Annotated in this window: 26 protein-coding genes; 10 read left to right on the top strand and 16 right to left on the bottom strand. The window is 65.8% G+C overall.

The features are described from left to right. Nucleotides 1-11 precede the first annotated feature (11 nt). Nucleotides 12-479 carry a hypothetical protein gene (locus tag AC1DT7_RS06765; RefSeq protein WP_478035095.1) on the bottom strand — a complete coding sequence of 156 codons (468 nt, stop codon included), beginning with the start codon at nt 477-479 and terminating at the stop codon, nt 12-14. A 146-nt stretch (nt 480-625) separates the two neighbouring features. On the opposite strand from AC1DT7_RS06765, the gene AC1DT7_RS06760 reads away from it, so the two are divergent. Genes AC1DT7_RS06760 through AC1DT7_RS06750 form a run of 3 tightly spaced genes read left to right on the top strand, consistent with a single transcriptional unit; the run spans nt 626 to nt 2,419 of the window. Beyond that, a complete protein-coding gene (locus AC1DT7_RS06760; protein ID WP_478035093.1) occupies nt 626-1,618 on the top strand; it encodes a DUF2252 family protein in 993 nt (330 codons plus the stop codon). Nucleotides 1,619-1,636: 18 nt separating this feature from the next. Then, nucleotides 1,637-1,822, top strand: coding sequence for a hypothetical protein (locus AC1DT7_RS06755; RefSeq protein ID WP_478035091.1), 186 nt, complete (start codon nt 1,637-1,639; stop codon nt 1,820-1,822). 30 nt (nt 1,823-1,852) lie between these two features. After that, entirely contained in the window at nt 1,853-2,419 is a 567-nt protein-coding gene (locus tag AC1DT7_RS06750; protein ID WP_478035089.1) for a transcriptional regulator, read from the top strand. Between the two features lie 45 nt (nt 2,420-2,464). Here AC1DT7_RS06750 and AC1DT7_RS06745 read toward each other — a convergent pair whose 3' ends face one another. Beyond that, nucleotides 2,465-2,947 (bottom strand): hypothetical protein, encoded by a 483-nt coding sequence (locus AC1DT7_RS06745; protein WP_478035088.1) that lies wholly within the window; start codon nt 2,945-2,947, stop codon nt 2,465-2,467. 126 nt (nt 2,948-3,073) lie between these two features. After that, nucleotides 3,074-3,658, bottom strand: coding sequence for a cysteine hydrolase family protein (locus tag AC1DT7_RS06740; RefSeq protein ID WP_478035086.1), 585 nt, complete (start codon nt 3,656-3,658; stop codon nt 3,074-3,076). A 62-nt stretch (nt 3,659-3,720) separates the two neighbouring features. On the opposite strand from AC1DT7_RS06740, the gene pncB reads away from it, so the two are divergent. Both pncB and AC1DT7_RS06730 read left to right on the top strand, forming a co-directional pair. Further along, nucleotides 3,721-5,025 (top strand): nicotinate phosphoribosyltransferase, encoded by a 1,305-nt coding sequence (pncB, locus tag AC1DT7_RS06735; protein ID WP_478035085.1) that lies wholly within the window; start codon nt 3,721-3,723, stop codon nt 5,023-5,025. A 92-nt stretch (nt 5,026-5,117) separates the two neighbouring features. Next, complete coding sequence (locus tag AC1DT7_RS06730; RefSeq protein WP_478035083.1) at nt 5,118-5,552, top strand: hypothetical protein; 435 nt, start codon at nt 5,118-5,120, stop codon at nt 5,550-5,552. Between the two features lie 34 nt (nt 5,553-5,586). Here the strand turns inward: AC1DT7_RS06730 and AC1DT7_RS06725 are convergent, their stop codons facing one another. Both AC1DT7_RS06725 and AC1DT7_RS06720 read right to left on the bottom strand, forming a co-directional pair. Beyond that, a complete protein-coding gene (locus tag AC1DT7_RS06725) occupies nt 5,587-5,790 on the bottom strand; it encodes a hypothetical protein (protein WP_478035081.1) in 204 nt (67 codons plus the stop codon). A gap of 40 nt (nt 5,791-5,830) precedes the next feature. After that, nucleotides 5,831-6,496 (bottom strand): DJ-1/PfpI family protein, encoded by a 666-nt coding sequence (locus AC1DT7_RS06720; protein ID WP_478035079.1) that lies wholly within the window; start codon nt 6,494-6,496, stop codon nt 5,831-5,833. 183 nt (nt 6,497-6,679) lie between these two features. On the opposite strand from AC1DT7_RS06720, the gene AC1DT7_RS06715 reads away from it, so the two are divergent. Further along, the gene (locus AC1DT7_RS06715; RefSeq protein WP_478035077.1) at nt 6,680-7,000 is read left to right on the top strand and encodes a hypothetical protein; all 321 of its coding nucleotides are present in this window, start codon (nt 6,680-6,682) and stop codon (nt 6,998-7,000) included. 52 nt (nt 7,001-7,052) lie between these two features. Here the strand turns inward: AC1DT7_RS06715 and AC1DT7_RS06710 are convergent, their stop codons facing one another. The 9 genes from AC1DT7_RS06710 to AC1DT7_RS06670 all read right to left on the bottom strand — a co-directional run bounded on the left by AC1DT7_RS06710 (nt 7,053) and on the right by AC1DT7_RS06670 (nt 15,383). Then, a complete protein-coding gene (locus AC1DT7_RS06710; RefSeq protein WP_478035075.1) occupies nt 7,053-7,412 on the bottom strand; it encodes a hypothetical protein in 360 nt (119 codons plus the stop codon). A 93-nt stretch (nt 7,413-7,505) separates the two neighbouring features. After that, nucleotides 7,506-8,504: a P-type DNA transfer ATPase VirB11 gene (gene virB11, locus AC1DT7_RS06705; protein WP_478035074.1), complete on the bottom strand. Its 999-nt coding sequence runs from the start codon at nt 8,502-8,504 to the stop codon at nt 7,506-7,508. Beyond that, on the bottom strand, nt 8,501-9,622 hold the full coding sequence (locus AC1DT7_RS06700) for a TrbI/VirB10 family protein (RefSeq protein WP_478035072.1): 1,122 nt from the start codon (nt 9,620-9,622) through the stop codon (nt 8,501-8,503). The genes virB11 and AC1DT7_RS06700 overlap by 4 nt, the downstream gene beginning before the upstream one ends. Continuing rightward, a complete protein-coding gene (locus AC1DT7_RS06695) occupies nt 9,622-10,317 on the bottom strand; it encodes a TrbG/VirB9 family P-type conjugative transfer protein (protein WP_478035070.1) in 696 nt (231 codons plus the stop codon). Before AC1DT7_RS06695 ends, AC1DT7_RS06700 begins: the two co-directional genes overlap by 1 nt. Next, entirely contained in the window at nt 10,314-11,171 is an 858-nt protein-coding gene (locus tag AC1DT7_RS06690; protein WP_478035069.1) for a VirB8 family type IV secretion system protein, read from the bottom strand. Before AC1DT7_RS06690 ends, AC1DT7_RS06695 begins: the two co-directional genes overlap by 4 nt. Beyond that, a complete protein-coding gene (locus AC1DT7_RS06685) occupies nt 11,168-12,433 on the bottom strand; it encodes a type IV secretion system protein (RefSeq protein ID WP_478035067.1) in 1,266 nt (421 codons plus the stop codon). Before AC1DT7_RS06685 ends, AC1DT7_RS06690 begins: the two co-directional genes overlap by 4 nt. Next, nucleotides 12,433-14,805: a VirB4 family type IV secretion/conjugal transfer ATPase gene (locus tag AC1DT7_RS06680; protein ID WP_478035065.1), complete on the bottom strand. Its 2,373-nt coding sequence runs from the start codon at nt 14,803-14,805 to the stop codon at nt 12,433-12,435. The genes AC1DT7_RS06685 and AC1DT7_RS06680 overlap by 1 nt, the downstream gene beginning before the upstream one ends. Further along, nucleotides 14,784-15,068 (bottom strand): VirB3 family type IV secretion system protein, encoded by a 285-nt coding sequence (locus AC1DT7_RS06675; RefSeq protein WP_272627477.1) that lies wholly within the window; start codon nt 15,066-15,068, stop codon nt 14,784-14,786. Before AC1DT7_RS06675 ends, AC1DT7_RS06680 begins: the two co-directional genes overlap by 22 nt. Before the next feature lie 3 nt (nt 15,069-15,071). Next, entirely contained in the window at nt 15,072-15,383 is a 312-nt protein-coding gene (locus AC1DT7_RS06670; RefSeq protein ID WP_478035354.1) for a TrbC/VirB2 family protein, read from the bottom strand. A 165-nt stretch (nt 15,384-15,548) separates the two neighbouring features. Here AC1DT7_RS06670 and AC1DT7_RS06665 point away from each other — a divergent pair, with 165 nt between their 5' ends. Beyond that, on the top strand, nt 15,549-16,745 hold the full coding sequence (locus AC1DT7_RS06665) for a nucleotidyltransferase domain-containing protein (protein ID WP_478035353.1): 1,197 nt from the start codon (nt 15,549-15,551) through the stop codon (nt 16,743-16,745). A 43-nt stretch (nt 16,746-16,788) separates the two neighbouring features. Here AC1DT7_RS06665 and AC1DT7_RS06660 read toward each other — a convergent pair whose 3' ends face one another. After that, nucleotides 16,789-18,078: an MFS transporter gene (locus tag AC1DT7_RS06660; RefSeq protein ID WP_478035063.1), complete on the bottom strand. Its 1,290-nt coding sequence runs from the start codon at nt 18,076-18,078 to the stop codon at nt 16,789-16,791. 22 nt (nt 18,079-18,100) lie between these two features. After that, nucleotides 18,101-18,895: a 2-keto-4-pentenoate hydratase gene (locus tag AC1DT7_RS06655; RefSeq protein ID WP_478035062.1), complete on the bottom strand. Its 795-nt coding sequence runs from the start codon at nt 18,893-18,895 to the stop codon at nt 18,101-18,103. A 145-nt stretch (nt 18,896-19,040) separates the two neighbouring features. Here AC1DT7_RS06655 and AC1DT7_RS06650 point away from each other — a divergent pair, with 145 nt between their 5' ends. The 3 genes from AC1DT7_RS06650 to kduD all read left to right on the top strand — a co-directional run bounded on the left by AC1DT7_RS06650 (nt 19,041) and on the right by kduD (nt 21,887). After that, nucleotides 19,041-20,060 (top strand): LacI family DNA-binding transcriptional regulator, encoded by a 1,020-nt coding sequence (locus AC1DT7_RS06650; protein ID WP_478035352.1) that lies wholly within the window; start codon nt 19,041-19,043, stop codon nt 20,058-20,060. Between the two features lie 94 nt (nt 20,061-20,154). Continuing rightward, the gene (kduI, locus tag AC1DT7_RS06645; protein ID WP_478035060.1) at nt 20,155-20,994 is read left to right on the top strand and encodes a 5-dehydro-4-deoxy-D-glucuronate isomerase; all 840 of its coding nucleotides are present in this window, start codon (nt 20,155-20,157) and stop codon (nt 20,992-20,994) included. A 137-nt stretch (nt 20,995-21,131) separates the two neighbouring features. After that, entirely contained in the window at nt 21,132-21,887 is a 756-nt protein-coding gene (gene kduD / locus AC1DT7_RS06640; protein ID WP_478035058.1) for a 2-dehydro-3-deoxy-D-gluconate 5-dehydrogenase KduD, read from the top strand. Nucleotides 21,888-21,990 lie beyond the last annotated feature (103 nt).

Here is a 21,990-nt window from a genome sequence, read left to right as displayed (position 1 = left end):
ATCACGGGGTGTCATGGGGCTGGAAGGCGCTTCAGGCGCCGCGCATTGCCCGTCGCGCTGGCATGGATCGGCTTTAGCCCCTTGGCACCCATCGCGCCGGCCCGTTCGAACATGCGTAGTCCCAGCATCATGTTGTTTGCCGAAAGATCGGACAACTCGGCCAGGCTCGGCGCGCGGCCCCTCATCGCCAGTACCCCGACCTGCTGCGCCTGGGCGAGGATGGTGGATTGGATCGCCCACCAGTCGCCGGCGATCGCCGCACCTGCCTTGCCGAACGCATCGACCTTCTCGGGCACCATGCGCGATAGTTCGGCATAATTGCCGTCGAGCGGCGAGCGTGCTGCGTCCCGCATCATCGACGTGCGCCGGGCGATCACCTCGTTCGACGCGACCATGGTCTGCGACACGCGTTGCGCCGTGCCGATCATGTCGAGCGTGGCGGACACCATGCGCCGGTAGAAAGTGAAGGGATCGAGCATGAGAGGCAAACTCCGTGTCCGCCGGGATGGCGCCGGAGCAACAACGCGCCCCAAGGGCGATAGGGTACCGCCGCGCGAGCCATTATTGTTGCTGATGCGTTGCCGACTTCTGTGCAGGTGTTGCTGCCCTCGCTGAAGGAGCCTCGATGAAGCGTATCCCCGGTGGAAGACTTGATGCGCTGGAACACAGCCGCGCGCTCAAGATGGCACGATCGACCCATGCCTATGTGCGGGGCAACACCGTCAAATTCTACGAATGGCTGGCCGACTCGCGCTCGGCGAGACGCCTTCCCAAGGGGCCCGCGATCTGGATCTGCGGCGACTGCCATCTCGGCAATCTCGGGCCGGTCGCCCATGCCGACGGACGGGTCGACGTCCAGATCCGCGATCTCGACCAGTCGGTCATCGGCAATCCGGCGCACGACCTGATCCGGCTGGGCCTGAGCCTTGCGACCGCGGCGCGAGGATCGGACCTGCCGGGAGTCACCACGGCGCGCATGATCGAGGAAATGGTGGAGGGCTATGCGCACGCCATGGCCGAAGGCGATGCCGAGATGGCGCCCGAACCCAATGTCGTCCGCGCCGTGCGCAGGCGCGCACTGGGACGCCGCTGGCGCCATCTCGCCGACGAGCGGCTTGACGATGTCGAGCCGCGCCTGCCGCTGGGGCGCAAATTCTGGGCGCTTGAGGACGAGGAACGCGCCGCGCTGGAGACGCTGTTCAGGGAACCGGCGGTCGTTGCGATGATCCTTTCTCTCAATCGGCGGGAAGACGGCCACCGCGTATGCCTGGTCGATGCCGCTTATTGGAAGAAGGGCTGCAGCTCGCTGGGCAATCTGCGGTTCGCCGCACTCGTCGCGATCGGCGGATCGAAAAAGGCGCCCGCCGAATATGCCCTGATCGACCTGAAGGAAGCGGTTGCGGCCGCAGCGCCCGCGGCCAGAGGTGCGGACATGCCACACGATCCTGCGGTGCGGGTCGTCACCGGTGCGACTGCCCTCGCGCCCAATCTCGGCGAGCGCATGCTGGCGACCAGACTGCTCGGCAAACCGATGGTGCTGCGCGAGCTGCTACCCCAGGATCTCAAGCTGGAGATCGAGCAATTCTCCCGCAGCGAGGCGACGCGCGCAGCGCGATAACTCGCTTATGTCGTCGGCGTGGCGCATGCGCGCCAGATGGATGGGCCGACACGGGCGCACTGGGGCGATGCCATCGCACGCCGGCAAAGCGCGAACATCGACGCGCCGACCTGGCTGTGGGACAGTGTCGTCGATCTCACCGCAAGTCACGAGGCCGGATATCTCGAACATTGCCGCCGTTACGCGCTCGCCCAGGCGGCGTGATAGCGCCGGGCCGCCCGGGCCAGCGATCCGATGAAGGTGTTCCTCGACTTCGAGGCATCGTCGCTCGGCAAGAAGAGCGTGCCGATCGAGGTTGCCTGGGTGTTCGAGGATGGACGATCGGCGGCCTATCTGATCCGGCCGGCACCGGACTGGGACGATTGGGATCCGAGGGCCGAAGCGATCCATCGCATCGATCGCCCCACGCTCCTCCGGGATGGGTGCCCGCACGACATGGTTGCCGCGGCCATGGTCGACAAGCTTACCGGTCACGATCTCTTTGCGAGCGCGCCGTCATGGGACGGCAAATGGCTGAGCGCCTTGCTGCGCGCGGCGGGCTATCCCCGGCATCTGCTGCGACTTCGCGACAGAGACGAGGCGCTTCACCAAACCGCGACCGACATTCTGGAGGGGTTCGTACCGACGGAGGCGCTGGCGGTCACGGTTGCTGGCCTGATCGAATCGATCGATGTCCGTGCCCCGGGAACTGCACCCGCACATCGCGCCCTTGCCGATGCGCAGGAGGAGCATTGCCACTGGCTCGCGGTACGAGAGGCAGCGCGCCGATTGGCGAACGATCGGGCACAGGGCCGGTTCTGAATCATATCGCGCCTGGTCGGTGTCATGGCGGCAGGATCGATCGCGCTATTTCGCGGTTCGCCTTAGCTGCCACCGGGAAGTCTTCGCGGCCGGAGCATCGGCGCGGGCAAGGGTATCCTGGCGGGCACGGCTGCCATCGTACAATTCGCGCTCACCGGTGAGATAGTCGGCGCGCTGCCCCATCAGGCTCGCGGCCGTCATCTGCAATGCGCCGCGCACCATCTTGATCGTGGCGAAATGCCGGTCGGCATAATCGTCGTCGAACCGGGACCAGTCCACATCGCCCCAGAGGCGATCATGGTCGAGGAACTCGGTGAGCTCAGCACCCGGCAGCCGGCCGAACGCGTCATGATAGTCCTGGAACGATTCGATCAACGTCACCGCCTGCCGGCCGACATCCTGTGCATTTCCGGCGCCGCGCGACACGCGGATGAGATTGGCCGTCAGTTCGCGAATGGCGGATGCGACGGAGGTCGTTGCAGCCTCCTGCGCGATATCATCTTCGGAGCGTTCACTGACCAGCTTCATGCGACGCCTCCTGCAATGTCATGGGGCGACAATAGCCCGCAGCCAGCCAACACTCCACGGGCAAGCACGGCCCGCCGCATCCCAAAGCGGCACGCTCCCCTCGGTCATGGCGTGACGCACGATGGCTCAGGCCAGCGCCACCGCCTGCCCGGCAAAATCGTCTCGCAGCACCTGATCGATCGGGCGGACGATGCCCTGCGTCAGCGCTTCGGGCACCGTGACGGCGAAGCCGCGCCCAACCAGGCCGTCGATCGCCCAGCGCACGCAATAATCCGCTGCCACGCCGACCACGATCGCCTCCCCGGCACCCGATGCCTTCAGGTCGCTGAAGAATGCGTCGCGGTCGATCGGCGCGCCACCGCCGATCGGCTCGACCGACAGCCCGTCTTCCTGCCACATCGCGAACACGCCCTTCTCCAGGCGATAGGCCGGTATGGCGGGATCGATCCGGCCGGCATCGAGCACATTGTGCCAGCCAGGCGTCTCGCGGACGCAGTGAATCGGGAATTCCTTCGCCTCTTCCGACAGCGGATAGGTGTCGGCGAAATGCGTATCGAAGGTGAACAAAACTGCTGCGGTCTCCTCGGGGCGGAGCGCCGCCAGCCAGGCGTTCATCGGCCCGGCCAGCGCGTCGGCGCCGGTGACCGACAGCGCCCCGTCGGGGTTCATGAAATCGGCCTGGGTATCGACGACGATCACGATCTTCTTCATTTCATGCTCCTGCGGCACTTCCAGCTGTAGACGTTCGCGGCTTTTGCCGGGAAAAGGCTGTCATGGTTCTGACCGATATCGCGACACGCTCCTACAATCACGGCTGGCGGCTCGACCCGATCGTCCGCAGCCTGCTCGATACCGACTTCTACAAGCTGCTGATGCTGCAGATGATCCGGCATCTGCATGCCGATGTAGAGGTGACCTTCTCGGTCCTCAACCGCACCAGGTCGGTCAGGCTCGCCGATGTCATCGACGAGGGAGAACTGCGCGCCCAGCTCGATCATGCCCGCACCGTTCGGTTCAGCAAGAAGGAGCTGATCTGGCTCGCCGGCAACAGCTTCTACGGCAATGAGCGCATGTTCGCGCCGGACTTCATCGCCTGGCTCGCCGACTTCCAGCTGCCGCCCTATGAGCTTCACACGGTCGACGGCCAATATGAGCTGCGGTTCGCAGGCCCCTGGACCCACACGACGATGTGGGAGATTCCGGCGCTCTGCATCATCAACGAGCTGCGATCGCGTACCGCCCTGCGCAATCACGACCGGTTCGAACTCGACGTCACCTATGCCCGTGCCAAGGCCAGGCTGTGGGACAAGGTCGAGCGGCTGAAGCAATTGCCCGACCTGGTTCTTTCCGATTTCGGTACGCGGCGGCGGCACGGCCATTTGTGGCAGCGCTGGTGCGTCGAGGCGCTGAAGGAAGGGCTAGGCAATCGCTTCATCGGCACGTCGAACGTGCTGCTGGCGATGGATGCCGATCTGGAGGCGATCGGCACCAATGCGCATGAGCTGCCGATGGTCGCCGCCGCCCTCTCCCGCGACGATGCCGAGCTCGCCACCGCTCCCTATCGCGTGCTGGAGGAATGGCGCCAGCATTATGCCGGCAACCTGCTGATCGTGCTGCCCGACGCCTTCGGTACCACCGCCTTTCTGGCCGATGCACCTGACTGGGTCGCCGACTGGACCGGTTTCCGCCCGGACAGCGCGCCGCCGATCGAGGCCGGCGAGCAGATCATCGCCTGGTGGCAGAGCAAGGGCGTCGATCCGCGCGAGAAATTGCTGATCTTCTCGGACGGCATGGATGTGGATTCGATCGAGCGCACCTATCGCCATTTCCGCGGCCGGGTGCGCATGAGCTTCGGCTGGGGGACCAACCTCACCAATGATTTCCGTGGTTGCGATCCGCATGGCGGTGCCGGGCTCGAACCGATCTCGCTGGTGTGCAAGGTGACGAGCGCCAACGGGCATCCGGCGGTAAAGCTCTCCGACAATCCTGCCAAGGCGACCGGCGACCCGGCCGAGATCCAGCGCTACCTGCGCGTTTTCGGCGACGCGGATCGTGTGGTGAGCGAGGTGATCGTCTAGCGAACGGCGCTCGTTTTACGCCCTCTTAATCGCGCTCCCCTACCGGCTAGAAGACGGGCACCGGACGAGGTGCCCAAGCGCGGGGGACTGGCGTGGCGCAACCGATATCGATCCGGCTTTTCGCGGTGTTGTTCGGCTTTTCGATAGCCGTTTCCGCCCTGCTCGCCTTTTATACCGCCCGATCGATGACCTTCGGTTTCCCGATCACGCCGGAAGCCGCCGCGACCCTGGCAGGCCGTATCCTCGCGATCAGGATGTTCGGTGTCGCGTTCGCCTTGTCGCTGATGCTGCTTATCGTCTGCTTCAAGTCGCGGTCCGCGCGTGGCACGCTGGTCGCGCGCTGGGTGCTCGGCGTGGTGACCAGCGTCGCCTTTCTGCGCAGCATCGGCGTGGTCGACCCGGTGAACGACGGTGGCATGACGGCCCTGATGGTGTCGATCCTCCAGCTGACCGTGGAGGCGTTCGCCATCCTCCTGCTCTATGGCGAAGACGCGGCCGACTGGTTCGACATACGGGTCTGGCGCTGACCGGAAACACCGCTCCTAACGCGTCGAACCCCGGTCAGCCTTCGAGCAGGTCGAGATAGGCCACCACGTCATTGTCGGTCGCCAGGAAAAGCCCTTCCTGCACCTCTTCAGGCTGCGCGGCGGCGATCGCCATCGCCTCGCCGAGCGGGCCGTAGAACAGGGTCGAGGCCCCTCCCCCGTCATTGCCGTCGGAAAGATGATACAGGCGGACTGACACGGTTTCAGAGGTGGTGCGCATCGACGCTAGATGCGGCGCGGGGACTCCGACCGCAAGCCCTTCAGCAGGGAATGCAGAGCGGCACCTGATCGCCGGCGGTGTCGAGCGGACAATCGTCGGTATCCGGGATCGCGCCGCCGACCGGCGGGGACGGATAATATTGGGTCATGAGCTGGACCTGCTCCGCCGCCGAGGTGCCGCTGAGCAGCTCGATCAGCCGAAGCGCCTCGTCCAGCCCGGACGAAATGCCGCCCCCGGTCAGCCGGTCGCGATCGAGATGATAGCGCGGATGGCCTTCGACCACCTTCACCTTCTGGTTGCGCTTCAGACAGGGGATGAACGCCCAGTGTGTGGTCGCCTCGTAACCATCAAGAAGTCCGGCCGCGGACAACAGCATCGCGCCCTCGCAGACCGAGGCGACCATCGGCGTCACCGCGGCCTTGGCGCGCAGGAAACCGAGATAGGTTTCGTCCTTCATCAGCACGTTCAGCGCGGCCGGATCGCCGCCCGGTACCCACAGGGCCGCATAGTCCGGGCTCGCATCGGCAAAGCTCTTGAGTACTTCGAAGCGGAAGCCCTCACGGAAACAATGCATACGGCTTTCCGCCGCCACCAGTTCGATCTCGAAACCGGCCCAGGTGAACATCTCATACGGTCCGGTCACGTCGAGCATATCGACCGAATCATAGACCGGCATACCGATGATCGGCCTGACATCGCTCTCCATGCTGCCCTCCTCACCCCCGTGTCGGCGTACCATATCCCCTTCTTGCCGCGTCCGGCGGGATGTTGACGCCAAATCGGGGCTTGTTGCGGTCGTAGCGTGACGCAAACCGCTACATGATGCGCGCAGGTAGCCGCCTGTCCCTGTGCTACGGATCGGCATTGCCTCGTGAAGAAAGGGCCTCGCGTGACGGCCGGGGAAAGCGCCTATTGCAGCCACGTAGAGGACGAGGCGCCTTTGCGCCCTCGCCTGTGCGGTAGGCGCGCGGGCCTCATCCTCGTCGTGCCGGCGCTCGTCGTGCTGTCGGCCTCACCGGTCGAGGCGGCAGGACCGGGGCAGCATTTCGTAGAGATCTGCTCGGCTGAAGGCGTGACCTGGATGGCGCTCCCCGATACTGGCCGGCTGCCGCCGGACGATTCAGGCAAGACGGGCGACCATGCCACCTGCGCACACATGATGCGCCCGCGCAATCTGCTCCGCCCGCGCAGGAACCTTGCTGACACCTGAGACAACGCCCGCCCGCGTCCATGCTCAACGCGGGTCGCACCCGCACCGGAGATCACTGATAGCGCGCGGTATTTCCAAAGCCGGTGTTCGTCTTCGTCATCTTGATCAGCTTCCTGAGATAGGACCGCACCTCCCTCTCGAACCGCCTGTCATCGTGAACGCCCGGCCGACGATAGTCATCCTGGTCGAGAAGTTCCTTGAGCCGGTGAGCGAATCGATCCTGACTGGTCGTCGCTTCGTTGCTCCTGGCTGCGCGGCAGGCCCATTCTTCGGCTGCCGCCTTGTCATAATCATCTTCATGTCCCCGGCCGTACTTGTCCGCCCGAGCCTGCTCGTTCAGTGACGCGCTCAAACGGCTTTCCAGCCATTTTCGGACGATCTCGCCGTCCCATTCTTTCGCGGCTTCGTTCATTGGATTTTCCTAAACCGGCCCCTGCGGGGAAGCGAGGGTGACCAAAACGATGCAACCGAGTGAAGCATCACTACGGTGCCCCGCGCTCAAACCCTAACCCCGACGGCGCAGCACCACTTCGGTTACATGACGCCGGCCGCCCACCCGGGCGAGATGCACGAACACGTCGACCGTGCTGCGGACATAGTGCAGCACGTCTTCCCGATTGAGGCGCGTGCCGGTCTGCAACACCAGCAGCGCGATCTGCTCGACCGCGCGCTCGGCACTGTCGGCGTGGACCGTCGTCATCGATCCGGGATGGCCGGTATTGACCGCACGCAGGAAGGCATAGGCCTCCTCGCCGCGAAGCTCGCCCAGGATGATGCGGTCGGGCCGCATGCGCAGCGACGCGCCAAGCAGATCGTCGGCGCTCACCCGCGCCTCGCCAAGCGCGCTGCGCGCCGCGAGCAGGCCGACCGCATTCTCATGCCGCAGATGAAGCTCGGGCGTGTCCTCGATCAGAATCAGCCTTTCGTCGGCCGGGATCTCGCGGATCAGCGCGTTGAGGAAGGTCGTCTTGCCGGTCGAGGTGCCGCCGGAGACGAGGATGTTCTTGCGTGCCCTTACCGCCGTGGCGAGCATGCCGGCGATGTCGCCCGCATCGAGCATCATCGTCAGCGCGCGGTCGATGTCAGACGTATCTTCCTCGCCATGCCGCGTATCGGCAAAGGCGCCGTTCGCGACATAATCACCCAGCGCCAGATCGGGCGAGACATGCTTGCGGATCGCCAGCGCGAGCGGCCCGCGCGTCGCCGGCGGCCCGACCACCTGCACACGTGCGCCGTCCGGCAGGGTCGCCGACAACAGCGGATGTTCGCGACTGATGCCCTGGTGCGACAGCGCCGCGATCTGGCGGGCGAGCCGCGACAGGGTCGCTTCGTCCAGCCCCGGCGCCTCGTGCCGCTCGATCGTGCCGCTGGTCGTCTCGACCCAGACCTCGCCCGGGCGATTGACATAGATATCGGTCACATCGGCCCGCTCGAGCACACCCGACAGCGGCGACAGATAGCTGCGCAGATAGACCGGGCGGTCGTCCCGCGCGGGCGCGCTCATCGCTTCGTCTCGACGCCGGTGAAATCGAGATCGCGCGCGACGAACACACTGATCGCGGTGCCCTGCTTGACCTTCAGGGTCGGCTGGATTTGCTGGGTCTGGGTCAGCCCGCTCGTCGCGTTCTGCAAGGTGCCCGGCAGCGCGACGACCACGGGTGAGTTGGAATTGCCGATGCGCGAGGCGAGGTTGACGCCGACATCGAGTGTCGATTGCAGGATCGCCGAGCTGAACCGCGCCAAGAAATGCGTGTTGACCTTGCCCTTGATACCAACCTGTCCAAGCGGATCGGCAGCGGGCGAGCCGAGCGCGATCGTCACGCCGTCGGGACGCACGAGGCGAGTCCACATCACATTCGCGCGGTTCTGGCCCGGCTGCAGGTCGGCGCGATATTCGCCGATCAGGCGGCTGCCGCGCTGGATCAGCACCTTGCTGCCGTCGAAGCCGCGCACGTCGCGCTGCACCAGCGCACGAGCCAGGCCCGGGCGAGTGGAATCGAGCGCGGTCTCCAGCACGGCGGGGATAAGCGTACCTTGCGGCACCGTGGTCGGGCGATGTCGCATCACCGAGGCCCGCGCCCGGGTGGCGAGCGCGGTACCGCCGCCCTCTCCGGCGGCACCGGCGCCCGCCGCGCCGTCGGCGGCAATCTGCGGCGCAGCCGCTTCACCGACGGTCGTGTCGATGATCAGCGCGGGATCGCTCGTGGCCCGCGACTGGGCCGGTTGCGGCGGCATGACGGGCTGTTGCGGCATCGGCTGCGGCACGTAGACGATCTGCGGCTGCGGCATGCGCACCGGTGATGGTGGCGGAGGCGGCGGTGGCGGGGCCGGCGTCTCGACCCCGACCGGCGGTGGTGCCGGTTCGGGCGGGATGAACAGCGGCGCCGGCTGCGGCGCGGCACCACCCAGCACGTCGTCGACGCGCGGCCTGATCGTCGGTGCGGTGCGGGCGCGCCGTTGCGTATCGAGCACCGTGAACAACAGGATCGCGACAAGGCCGATGCCGATCGCGAATATCCACCAGGGCATGCCCGAGGACGGCAGCGCGACGACCGGCCTGACGCTGGCCTCTCCGTCGGGGCCGATCCGCGGATCGCCGCCTGTGGTCTGGAGTGTCGCCATCAGCGCTTCGCCTTCTGCTTCACGCGCACGGCGGTCGCCAGATCCTTGTCGAGCCTGAACAGCAGCTTCGGCTTGACGCTGTCGATCACATACTGGCTGTCACGCATATAGCCGTCGACCAGCATCTCACGCCCCTTCTCGTCAATCGCGAAGACCGCCGGCAGCGGCTTGTCGGAGGGCCAGACGATATAGGTCTTCTCGCCATCGTCATCGATCTGCGAGGGGCGGATCGCGCGCGTACCGCCCAGCCTGTACCGGCCCGGCGCGACGGCCGGCGTCGCATCGGCAAGTGTCGCCACTGCGGTCGACGGATAGGTGAAGCGCACCGTATAGGCCATGTCGGGCAGCGGGCCGTAGAGCGGCAGCAGGTCGAACATATAGCTGCGCGCGTCGGTCACCACGGTAAGGTTGGTGGTGACGCCGGACTGCAGCGCCTTGATGAACAGGTGGTCGCCGCGCTTGTTCGGCGTGATCTGCCAAGCAGCGCTATCCCCGACCGCGACGTTCTCGATCCGCTCGTCGAGCGCGAACTCGATGGTGAGCTGATAGCCGGTCGCGACCTGAAGCTGCACGACCTGGTTGGTGTCGTAGAGCACCGACTGGATACGCGGATCGCCCGGGCCCGGTTTCGGACGCACCTGCGCCGTCGCCGCGACGGGCATGAGCAAAACAAGCAGGAACAGGACGAGCCTCAAAGCTCGACCTCCGGGCGGGAGGGACGGTTCGGTGCCCGCTGAGGTGGCGGGAAATTGGGTACCGTCGTTGCCGGCAGGCCATTCTGCACCGGCCGCTGGGTCGTCGTCGTGGTCGTTATGGTCGATGAATCGATCGCGGTGGAGGGCTGGGCCGGGGTAGCCGGTTCGGGCGGCGTCACATCCTCTGCATCCTTGCGATAGCCGGTCACCTGGAAGCCGAGAGGATTCACGAACCGGTCCTCACGCGTCATCGGCTCACCCGAGAAGCGATAGCGGATCACCGCGACCCAGGACTGCGCCGGCACGACATGCCCACCCGCATCCACGCGCTGCGTGTCGAAGCGGACCAGCGCCGAATTACCGCCTAGCGGCGAGATGCTCTTCACCCGCGTGCTGACCACGGTCGACCGCGGATAGCGGGCGAGCGGGCTGGCCGGGTTGGTCACCTGAACGCTCGTCACATAGTCGGTCTTGACCGGATCGGCCGACCACAGGGTCGCCTTGCGGTAATTGGACTGAAGCGCGGCGATGTCGAAACTTTCGCGCGCGATGACATATTGCACCAGAAAGGACTGAGTCAGCGCCTTGTCCGGCGCGATCTTGTTCGCATCGAGCGGCTTCAGCGCCTCGACGAACCCAGTGTGGCGGTCGACCAGCAGCGTATAGGGCTCGACCGTCTTCAGCGGCATCAGCACGATCAGCGCGATCGCTTCGCACACCGCCACCGTGCCCATCGCCGCCGCGACGATCCAGGCAGTGCGGCGCGATGCGCGCAGCAGGTCCTGCCGGTCGCTCGCCCAACTTTCCGCATCGCGATAATAAGCATCGAGCGATTCTCGTGAGGTCTTCTTCATGCGTTCCTGTCCCGCCGGGACGCGCCGGCCGATACGCGCCCGCGCGTGCGGCGCCGATAGCTTTGGCCGAGCGGCACCGGCGCCGCCACCGGAATATCACGCGTGATCGCCTGGGTCGTCCCCTGCTGGGCAAGCTGCGTCGGCGGCGGCGATGCCATGCCCGCCTCGCGTCGCTGGCTGGAGACGACCGCATCCGCAACGGAATGGGCGCGTGTCCGCGGATCGGCGACCTCGTGGCGTTCGGCGCCTGCCATGACAGGCTGCGGTGCCCGGTCGCGCAAGCCCTCGACCAGACGCGACGCGGCATGGCGGACCGCGTCTGGCATACGGAACCCCTGGGCCACACGCGCGGTGGCGATCAGTGCCGCCAGCAGGGTCAGCACGAACACCAGGGTCAATGCGAGCAATTCGGTCGGCACCGATGGCGTGGAAATATTCTGGCGGCGCAGTTCCAGGATCTGGATCAGCCAGGGCTCCATCAGCGCCAGTTCGACGCCCAGCACGATCGACGTGGATAGCGCACCCAGCGCCGCTCCCGCGATCCCGCGCACCCAACCCTCGAACAGGCCGCGCGTCGTGTCGAACAGCAGGAACAGGGCGAACAACGGCCCGAGCGCGAGCAGCAGTCCAGCAACCACCCGCACCGACGAGAAGGAGGCGATCGCCCCGGTCAGGTACAGGGTGCGCGCCTGGCTGAGCATCGTCGCATCGCGCGTCGGATCCCAGCGCGGCTTCTGCTGGAGCTGCTGCAGCCGCTGATATTGCTGCTGCTGTTGCTGCGGCGTCAGTGGCTGGGTCGGGCCGACGATCTCGTCGGCGTCAGGCGGCTTGCCGGTGCCGATCCGCTGAAGCTCGGCAAGCCCATTGTCGATCCCCTGCAACCGCGCGACCAGGCCACCATCCGCCCCCGGCAGACCGGCGGCCCCGCCGATGCTCGCGGCCAGTTCGGCCGGTCCATGCATCGCGACATTATAGGCAAGCGTGCGAAAGGCAGGCCAGCTGGTCGCCAGCGCCAGCACCACCCCGATCTTGACCAGGGCCAGCACGCCCTCGCGCGCGCCGGGCGTCTGGCCCAGGATCATGCGATAGCCGAACAGGGCGACGAAGATCGTCAACAGCCCGGTCAACAGCACCGCCACGGTCGATCCCGGTGCCGTCAGCGCCTGATAGCCATTCTCGCCGATCGCCTGCGCCTGGCAATCGACATAGTTCAGCACGCCGCTAAGAAACGCGCCGCCGGGCGAGATCGAGGGGCATGCCATCAGGCACGCTCCAGCAGGCGCGGGATCCAGCTCTGCGGATCGTCGCCGCTCTCGGCACGAATCTCGTCGAGCAGCCGCACCGTGCGCTCGCGGCCCGACAGGATCGTCAGGATATTGCGCTCGCCCGACAGGTTGAGCCGCGCGACCACGCTGTCGGTGCCATGCTTGATCAGGAAGCAATGCGCATCGTCCGGCAGGGTCCGGACGATCTCATATTCGTGCGGCGTCAGGCCGAAGCCGTCGACATAGTCCGCCGCCCGCGCCTTCGGGTTGGTCATGAAGATCTGCGTCGCGGCCTGTTCGATGATCGCGCTGGCGATCTTGCTCTCCAGCGCGTCCTGCGCGCTCTGGGTCGCGAAGCCGACGATGCCGTTCCGTTTCCGGATCGTCTTTTCCCAGTCTTTGATGCGGCGGACGAAGACGTCATCGTCCAGTGCCTTCCACCCTTCGTCGACGACGATGATCGCTGCGGTGCCGTCGAGCCGTTCCTCGACGCGGTGGAACAAGTACATCATGGCGGGCGTGCGCACCGCCGGATCGTCGAGGATCGCGGTCATGTCGAACCCGACCGCGTCGGCGGAAAGATCGGTCAGGTCTTCCTCATTGTCAAACAGCCAGGCCCGCTCGCCCTCGCCCCACCAGGGCCTGAGGCGGGCCCAGAGATCGGCGGCGTGCGGGCGATGCCCGCCACGGAACAGCTCGGCGAAATGGCGCAGCCGGCGATGCTCGCGCGGCTGGGCGAAGTTCGCGTCGACTGCGTCCTTGATCTTCGCCATGTCGTCGATATCGGCGCCGCCCGCGAGCTGGGCGACCCAGTCGATCAGGAACTGGCGATTGGCGGGATTATCCTCGATCTGAAGCGGATTGAGGCCCGACGCTTCCCCGGGACGGAGCAGGTCATAGCGCCCGCCGATGGCGCGGATGAACAACTCGGCGCCGCGATCCTTGTCGAAGAAGATCACGCGCGGGTGGAACTTCCGCGCCTGAGCGAGCAGGAAGTTGAGCACCACCGTCTTGCCCGAGCCCGACGGCCCGATCACGGTGAAATTGCCCAGATCGCCCTGGTGGAAGTTGAAATAATAGGGGCCGGCCGCCGTCGTCTCGAGCAACGTCACCGCGTCGCCCCAGTGATTGCCCTCAGCCCGGCCGAGCGGGAAATTATGGCTACTGGCGAAGCCGGCGAAGTTTCCGGTCGAGATCAGGCCCCGCCGCGCGATATATTTGAAGTTGCCCGGAAACTGCGCCCAGAAGGCTGGCTCCAGCGCGATCTCCTCCCGCACCGCGATGATGCCGAGATCGGCCAGTGACGCCTGCACCTCCGCCACACCGGCATCGACCGCAGCAGGCGTGTCGCCACGCACCGCGACGGTCATGTGATGCTCGCCGAACCCGGCACGACCCGCCGCGACCTCGTCCTTGGCGCTGGAAAGCTCACCGCGCAGGCTCACCGCTTCGTCCTCGGCAGAGCGCATGCGACGGAGCGCAAGGTTCATCTTGCCGAGCGCCGCCTGGCGATCGACGAAGCCGAAGGATTGCGACACGGTCAGCTCGAACGGTAGCCGTAGCAATTCATCGAGCATGCCGGGCGCCGTCTGCGCCGGGTAATCCTTGATGGAGACCATGCCGACAAATCCGCGCGCGGTGTTCCCCGCCGGGGCGAGTTCCACCGTCTCCTCACCGAAGCTCACCCGGCGATAGGGAATATAGTCGCCTACGTCCTGCAACGGCATCAGGACCGGCCGCATCTCGCCATTGTAGAGCGCAGACAGGAATTCGAGCGGCTCCGAGCATACGCCCTGCTTGGTCTCATACACCCCGAGTAGCCGCGGCGCGTAGCTGCCGAGTTGCGCCAGAAGCGCGTCGCGCGCGCCATCGAGCTGGCGCAGTTCGTTGGCCGATGTCGCCTCCGGCGCCGTGGTGGCCCGCCCGAACACGCCGCGCACCCGGTCCGCGATGCCGACGCGTCCCTGCAACGGTCGCCGGATCAGCGTCAGGAACAGGTCGTTGACGTAAAGCTGCTTGGTCGCCAGCCGCGCCCGCCAGGCAGCGTCGAGCTGCCCCGAGAACTCGTCGGGGAAGGTCGCCGGCAGTTCGACCTCGGCCTGGCGGCGGATGACATGGTGATAGAGGGCGAAGCGCGACGATCCGATCGCCTGCAGCATCGCGTCGCGCAGCACCTTGCGATAATTGATCTCGTCGGTGTCGGCCGTCTCGAACAGCAACCCGCGCAGATGGATGCACTGCATGAGCAGCCCGTCGCGCGTCTCGATCGTGTGATCGTCGACGTGGCGCGCATAAGGCAGATGAGACCCCGCCGATTTCTCGCGGGCGACCGCCCGCGGATCGGATGTCAGGGGCGGTAGGAGTTGCATCGCCAGATCTTATGGTTGCGCACGCGCGGACAGCGGCCAAGGCGGGTCAGCCACAGATCGAAGATGCGCGGTTCACGCACGCACAGCACCACGCCGACGAGATGCACGATCAGCGCGACGCCCAGCACCCAAAAGGCGTGGAAGATCAGGAACAGCTCGGTCGCGATGACCGCGTTGAACACGAAATAGCTGTAGGTGACGCCGGCGAACATCTGCGGCCGGGTGAGCGCGACGAACAGCGGGTCCCGCTCGAGCCCGTTCATGGATCAGTATCCGGCGCTGGCGGTTGACTGGATGCCGGCAACGATACTGGCCGCACCGAACAGGATGAAGCATCCCAGGATCACCGTTGCGCCGTAGCGCCAGTTGATCCGCCCCGTCAGCATGAGAAAGCCGACCGAGGCGACCGCGATCACCGCGACGACGGTCGCGACCGTGCCGAGCAGCGTTCCCTGAAGCCACCGAACCGCCGCGACGATCGCGCCTGAACCCTGTGGGTCGGCGAGCGAATCCTGTGCCAGTGCTGCGCTCGACTGGATAGTTGCCCAAGCAGCGGCAAGCCAGCCGCTGCTGCGTATTTTCTTGCCGCTCAACCCGTACATCCCCGCGTAACAGTCTGATTCGCCCGGCCTCGACTTTGCGCGCTCGGCCGACGCTTGCCAACAGCTTTCAGCGGCGGCTTTCCGGCGGCGGGACGATTGCCAATCGCCCTTTTTATCGTTGATGCTATGCTGCCATGACCCATTGCACGATCAGGCAGCATTACAATTCGTCCCAAGTCCTCTCCTGAATTCGCATTCGTCTGCGACTGTATCGCCCGGCCGCTTTCGGACGACCGCACCAGCCGGATCGTCGCGCTGGCCTCGGCGGGAATCGACTGGGGGTGTGTCGAACGGATTGCCGCGCGGCATCGTGTGGCCGGGCTCGTCCGCGAAGGCCTGATCCGTGCCGGCCTGGCGGTACCGCCCGGTGTGACCGACGGCGCGCAGCGGACCATGATATCGGCGCTTCGTAACGCGGGCGAGGCCCTGCGCCTTCAGGCATTGCTCGAAAAGGCCGGGGTCGAGCCGCTGTTCCTCAAGGGGTCGGCGCTTGCCGTGCGCGCTTATGGTTCGATCGCGGTTCGCGATTCAGTCGATATCGACATGGTCGTCGCGCCCGGGGATGTTGCCCGCGCATGGGATATGCTCGACGAGGCCGGGTATGTGATGACAGCGCCGGCCCGTCCGCTCCCGCCGGGTCCGCTCAGAACCTATCAGGCGATCTCCAAGGACAGCGCGCATCATCATCGCCAGCGCAGGGTGCGGCTCGAACTCCACTGGCGGCTTTCCGACGCCTCGGGCGATACGGGCATGCCACCGCCGCGCGACAGGCGCATGGTCGAGATCCCAGGAGCCGGCGCCCTCAGGACGCTCGCCGACCCGGCGCTGTTCACCTATCTCTGCGTGCACGGCTCCGGCCATGCCTGGGCCCGGCTGAAATGGCTGGCGGATATCGCCGCGCTGCTCGGCACCAGCGAGGATGGCGGCGCGGCGCTATGGGCGGCGGCGCAGGCTGACGGCGCGGCGCGGCCGGCAGCGTCGGCGATCATGCTCGCCAATGCGGTATTGGGAACGCCCCTGCCCCCGGGCTTTGTCCCGCCAAAATCGATCCGGTTGAGGCTGCTCAACAAGCTCGCCCTGCGGGTGATGGCGGCGGGCGGCGGTGCGCGCGAACTGGCCGATACGCCCTGGAACTCGGTGGTCGAACCAAGTGCGACCCTGCTCACCCTCTCACGCTGGCGCGATGCCTGGGCTCAGGTCAAGCGCGTGGCAATCCCGGCCGAGGACGTCGTTCTTCTGCGCCTGCCGCCGGGACTTGGCCTGCTCTATCCGGTGCTGCGCCTGCCGCTGTGGATCTGGAAACGATCCCCTTGGTCGCCGCGCCGGCGGCTTGCCTGACGCAGCCCATTCCTCCGTCGTTTCGCGCGAGGTCGAAAGACCGCTATCGAACCCGGGCGAGCCTCGGCGATAACAGGTGCACCACCCCGATCGCGATCAGGTAGACGCTCCCCGCAACCGCGAAGATCAGCGTGTAGCTGCCCGTCGTCTGCAGGATATAGCCGGTGAACCACGCCATCCCCATCCCGCCGACCGCGCCCACCGTGCCGCCGATGCCAACGACCGACCCAACGGCCCCGCGCGGAAACATGTCCGACGGTATGGTGTAGAGATTGGCGGAAAAGGCTTGGTGGGCTGCGGTGGCGAGCCCGACGATGCCGACCGCGAGCCAGAGATTGTCGACATATTGCGCGAAGAAGATCGGCATCACCAGAAAGGCGCAGCCCAGCATGGTAAGCTTGCGCGCGGCATTGGCGGAGAAACCGCGCTTCATCATCGTCGAGGACGACCATCCGCCGGCGATGCTGCCGATGTCGGAGATGAGATAGATCACGATCAACGGGGGCCCGAAGCTCTTCAGGTCGAGATGATAGGTCTTCGACAGGAAGTCCGGCGTCCAGAACAGGAACAGCCACCAGATCGGGTCGATCAGGAACTTGCCCAGCGCATAGGCCCAGGTCTCGCGGTAGCCGAGCAGGCTCAGCCACCCGATCTTTTCGGCCGGGTCGGCGGGGTCGCTCTCGATATAGGCGAGTTCGGCGGCCGAGACGCGCGGCTGCTCGCGCGGGCGGCGATAGACCACGATCCAGGCGACCAGCCAAACAAGGCTAGCCGCCCCGGTGATGATGAAGGCCATGCGCCAGCCGAGCCCCATCGACACGACGATGAACGGCACCACCGCCGGCGTCACGATCGCGCCGATATTGGCGCCGGCGTTGAAGATGCCGGTGGCGAGCGCCCGCTCCCTCGCCGGGAACCACTCCGACACGGCCTTGATGCCGGCGGGGAAGTTCCCCGATTCGCCGATGCCGAGCACGAAGCGCGCGGCAGAGAATTGCGCTGCGCTGCCGGCAAAGCCGCACAGGGTGTGGCCGAGCGTCCAGATGATGAAGGCGATCGAATAGCCGATACGCGCGCCGAGACGGTCGATGACCCAGCCGAAGCTGACATACCCGATCGCATAAGCGAGCTGGAACCAGATGATCACGGTAGCGAAGTCGGTCTCGCTCCAGCCGAGATCATCGGAGATCGGCCCCTTGAGCACGCCGATCATCTGCCGGTCGACATAGTTGATCGCGGTGGCGGCGAAGAGCAGCCCGCAGATCACCCAGCGATATCGGCCCACCCGGCTCGCCGCCGCGTCGGCAACCTCCGGCATCGTCGATTCAGCCATCATCTTCTCCCGAAGAGCCTCTTTACGAGGCCTTTATCGTGCATTCCACCATGAGGTCGGCGCCGAAACGTGCCTCGACGCGCTCGCCGATCCTGACGACATGTACCCCGGTTACCGCGCCGCTCGAAATCCATTGGCCGGGCTTCAGCACGATGCCGCGCGCCGCCATCAGTTCGAACAGGAAACGCGCCGCGCCGACCGGGCCATCGAGCATGTTCTCTGCCTTGCCGGTGCCGATCACCTCTCCGTCGATCGCGACCGCGAGCGGCCAGCTGTCGATGTCGGCATTCTCCCAGTCGGGAATGGCTACCCCGATGACGAGGCCGTTATTGTTACCAAAGTCCGAGATGGTCACCGCCGCGCCCAGATCGTTGATCGCCGCCAGCGGCGAACTGGCGATCTCGATCCCGACATGCACTGCGTCGATCAGCGCCGCCGCTTCTTCATGCGTGAAGCGGGTTTGGCCGGCAGGCGGCGTGGCGCCGATCCGCAACAGGAATTCGGCCTCGGCAGCGGCGAACCCGCCGACGAACACCGGCATCGCCGCCGGATCATCGGTCGCTTCGACGATCTGATGGGTAAAGATCGGGCCGGCGAGCCGGTCGACGCCGTCGATCGGCGGGTTGATCCGGCCGACCTTCCAGCCGCCGATCTCGCCCTGGTTCAACGCGATCGCCGCATCCTGTACCGCATAGGCGTCGGCGAGTGCGGCCGGCAGCGGACCGGGATAATCCGGCAAGGACCGTCCGGCGCGGCGCGCATCGACGAATGACTGAGCAATATGACCCACTTCATGGGCAAAATCGGTGGAATCCACCCTGACAACCCTCCCGCACGCGCTATCGGCGCTTCCCTGTTGGACCCTAAGGTAAACCGGTGTCAATGACAAGGACGTGTGCGTGCCGTTTGCCGCATGCGGCTCATTTGGCGATTTGCCGGGATAGGCGCTATGCCAAGCAATGATGCGTAAAACGGGTCTTCCCACGATCAACGACGTCGCGCGTATCGCGGGCGTTTCCAAGAAAACGGTGAGCCGCGTCATTAACCGGTCGCCCCTGCTCAGTGACGACACACGCAAGCATGTCGAGGGCGTGATCGGCAATCTCGGCTATGTCCCCAACCCCCAGGCGCGCGCGCTGGCGCTACGGCGCAACTTTTTAATCGGGCTGATCCACGACAACCCGAACGCGCAGATGGTGATGAACGTCCAGCAGGGCATTCTCGAATCGCTGCACGGCACCGAGTTCGAACTGGTCGTGCGTCCGATCGATCGCGGATCTGCGACGATGCTCGACGATGTGCGCAACTTCCTCGAGCGGCAGCGGCTGTTCGGCGTAGTGTTGCTGCCCCCCGTCAGCGAGAACAACCAGCTCGCGCAGCTCTGCGACGATATCGGGTGCCGCTATGTCCGCATGGGCTCGGCCGAGCTGGACGACGCGGCGCACATGGTCGCGTCGAACGACTGCGAGGCGGTGACCGCCGCCGTCGATTACCTGATCGACCAGGGGCACAGGCGCATCGGCCTCGTACTTGGGCCGCATGGCTTCCGCTCGGCGCGAGAGCGGCGTCAGGGCTTCGAGCAGGCGTTGAGCAACGCGAAGATCACCCTGCCCCGTTCGATGATCGCCGAAGGCACCTACACCTTCGAATCCGGTGTGCACGCGGCAGACCGCCTGCTCGACCTGATGCCGCGCCCGACGGCGATCTTCGCCTGTAATGACGAGATGGCGGCCGGCGTGCTGCATGCCGCACGCCAGCGCGGCATCGACGTGCCGCGCGACCTGTCGATCGTCGGGTTCGACGATACGCCGATCGCCGCGCATATCTGGCCGCCGCTGACCACGGTGCGCTGGCCGATCATCTCCATGGCACGCTCCGCCGCGCTGAAACTGACAGCCGATGGCGACGAAATGGTCGAAGAACCGTCGATGTTCAGATCGACGCTGATCCGACGTGGCTCGGTCGCGCCGCCACGCGATTGATCACCCGTCGATGACAAGACTTGATATTGCGCGAAGCGCTGACACCGGTTACCAAACACCCATGCGCGAGAACGGCGCAGCAGGAGGGACTCTGATGTTCGATCGTACCTATTACGCCACGCACCCCGACATGATGGAGTGTGTCTCGAACGACGAGCTGCGCGATCGCTACCTGATCCAGGGGCTGTTCCGCGCCGGAGAGTGCGTGCTGAACTACACCCATGCCGACCGGTTCGTAATCGGCGGGGTCGAGGTGGCCGAAGCACCGGTCAGGCTGCCTGACCAGACCGAGCCTGCCTCGGCGCTGGGCCACCCTTTCCTCGAACGCCGCGAACTGGCGATCGTCAATGTCGGCAAGACCGAGGGCACGGTCCTGGTCGATGGCGAAACCTTCACGCTCGGCAACAAGGACTGCCTCTATGTGACGATGGGCGCGAAGGACGTGACCTTCTCCGGGGCAGGTGCGCGTTTCTACCTCGCCTCCTGCCCGGCCCATAAGGGCTTCGCCACCCGCAAGCTCTCGATCGCCGATGCCAATGCGCTCGAGCGCGGCAGCCTGGAGGAATCGAACGAGCGCACCATCTTCCAGCTCGTCATCCCCGGCGTGTGCGATTCGGCGCAGCTCGTCATGGGCCTCACCGTGCTCAAGCCAGGCAGCGTGTGGAACACGATGCCGCCGCACATCCATGAGCGCCGCAGCGAGATTTATTTCTACTTCGAGCTGGACGGCCCCAACGACCGCGTCATGCACTTCATGGGCGAAGGTGAAGCAATGCGCCACATCGTCGTCGGCAACGAGGAATCGGTAATCAGCCCGCCCTGGTCGATCCATATGGGCTCCGGCACCAAGGCCTATGCCTTCATCTGGGCGATGGCCGGCGAGAACCAGGATTATACCGACATGAACGTCCTGGATATCTGCCAGCTGGCCTAAGACTCCCTGCTCTTCTTTCTCCCCTCCCGCTGGCGGGAGGGGTCGGGGGAGGGCCTGTCCAAGCAGCGCCTGCCTCCGTTGACAGGCCCTCCCCTAGCCCCTCCCGCAAGCGGGAGGGGGATCAGGAGAATCACAAGATGACCAACCCCTTCGACCTGACCGGCAAGGTCGCCATCGTCACCGGCGCCAATACCGGTATCGGCCAGGCGATCGCCCTCGCTCTCTCCGCCGCCGGTGCCGATATCGCTGCGGTCGGCCGCACCCCCGCCGAGGATACCGTGACCAAGGTCCGCGCCCTTGGCCGCCGTGCCGAGATCGTCTCCGCCGACCTGTCCACCATCGAGCCGGTCCAGCGGGTGATCGCCGAGACGCTGGAGAAGCTCGGCGGCCTCGATATCCTGGTCAACAATGCCGGCATCATCCGCCGTGCCGATTCGATAGATTTCACCGAGGCGGACTGGGACGCGGTGATCGACACCAATCTGAAATCCGTCTTCTTCCTGTGCCAGGCGGCCGGCCGCCACATGATCGCGCAGGGCGGCGGCAAGATCATCAACATCGCGTCGATGCTCACCTTCCAGGGCGGCATCCGCGTGCCGAGCTACACCGCGTCCAAATCCGGCATTGGCGGACTGACCAAGCTGCTCGCCAATGAATGGGCAAGCAAGGGCGTGAACGTCAACGCGATCGCGCCCGGCTATATCGCCACCAACAACACCGCCGCTCTCCAGGCCGACGAGGCACGCAACCGCTCGATTCTTGAACGGATTCCCGCTGGCCGCTGGGGCGACGCCAGTGACCTTGGCGGCGCCGCCGTGTTCCTCGCCTCCTCCGCCGCACACTATGTCCAGGGCCATATCCTCGCCGTCGACGGCGGCTGGCTGGCACGATGACTCTGCTGATTTCCCCCTCGGTCGAGCTTGTCGAAGCCCGGTCCTTTCCTCCACAGGAAGCGCCGGCCTTCGAACGGGCGAAGGCGGAAGGATAAGCGGAACT

The sequence above is a fragment of the Sphingomonas sp. P3_C6 genome, assembly GCF_056402595.1.
The sequence above is the reverse complement of the archived record's forward strand: the minus strand, read 5'-3'. Positions and strand labels throughout refer to the sequence as shown.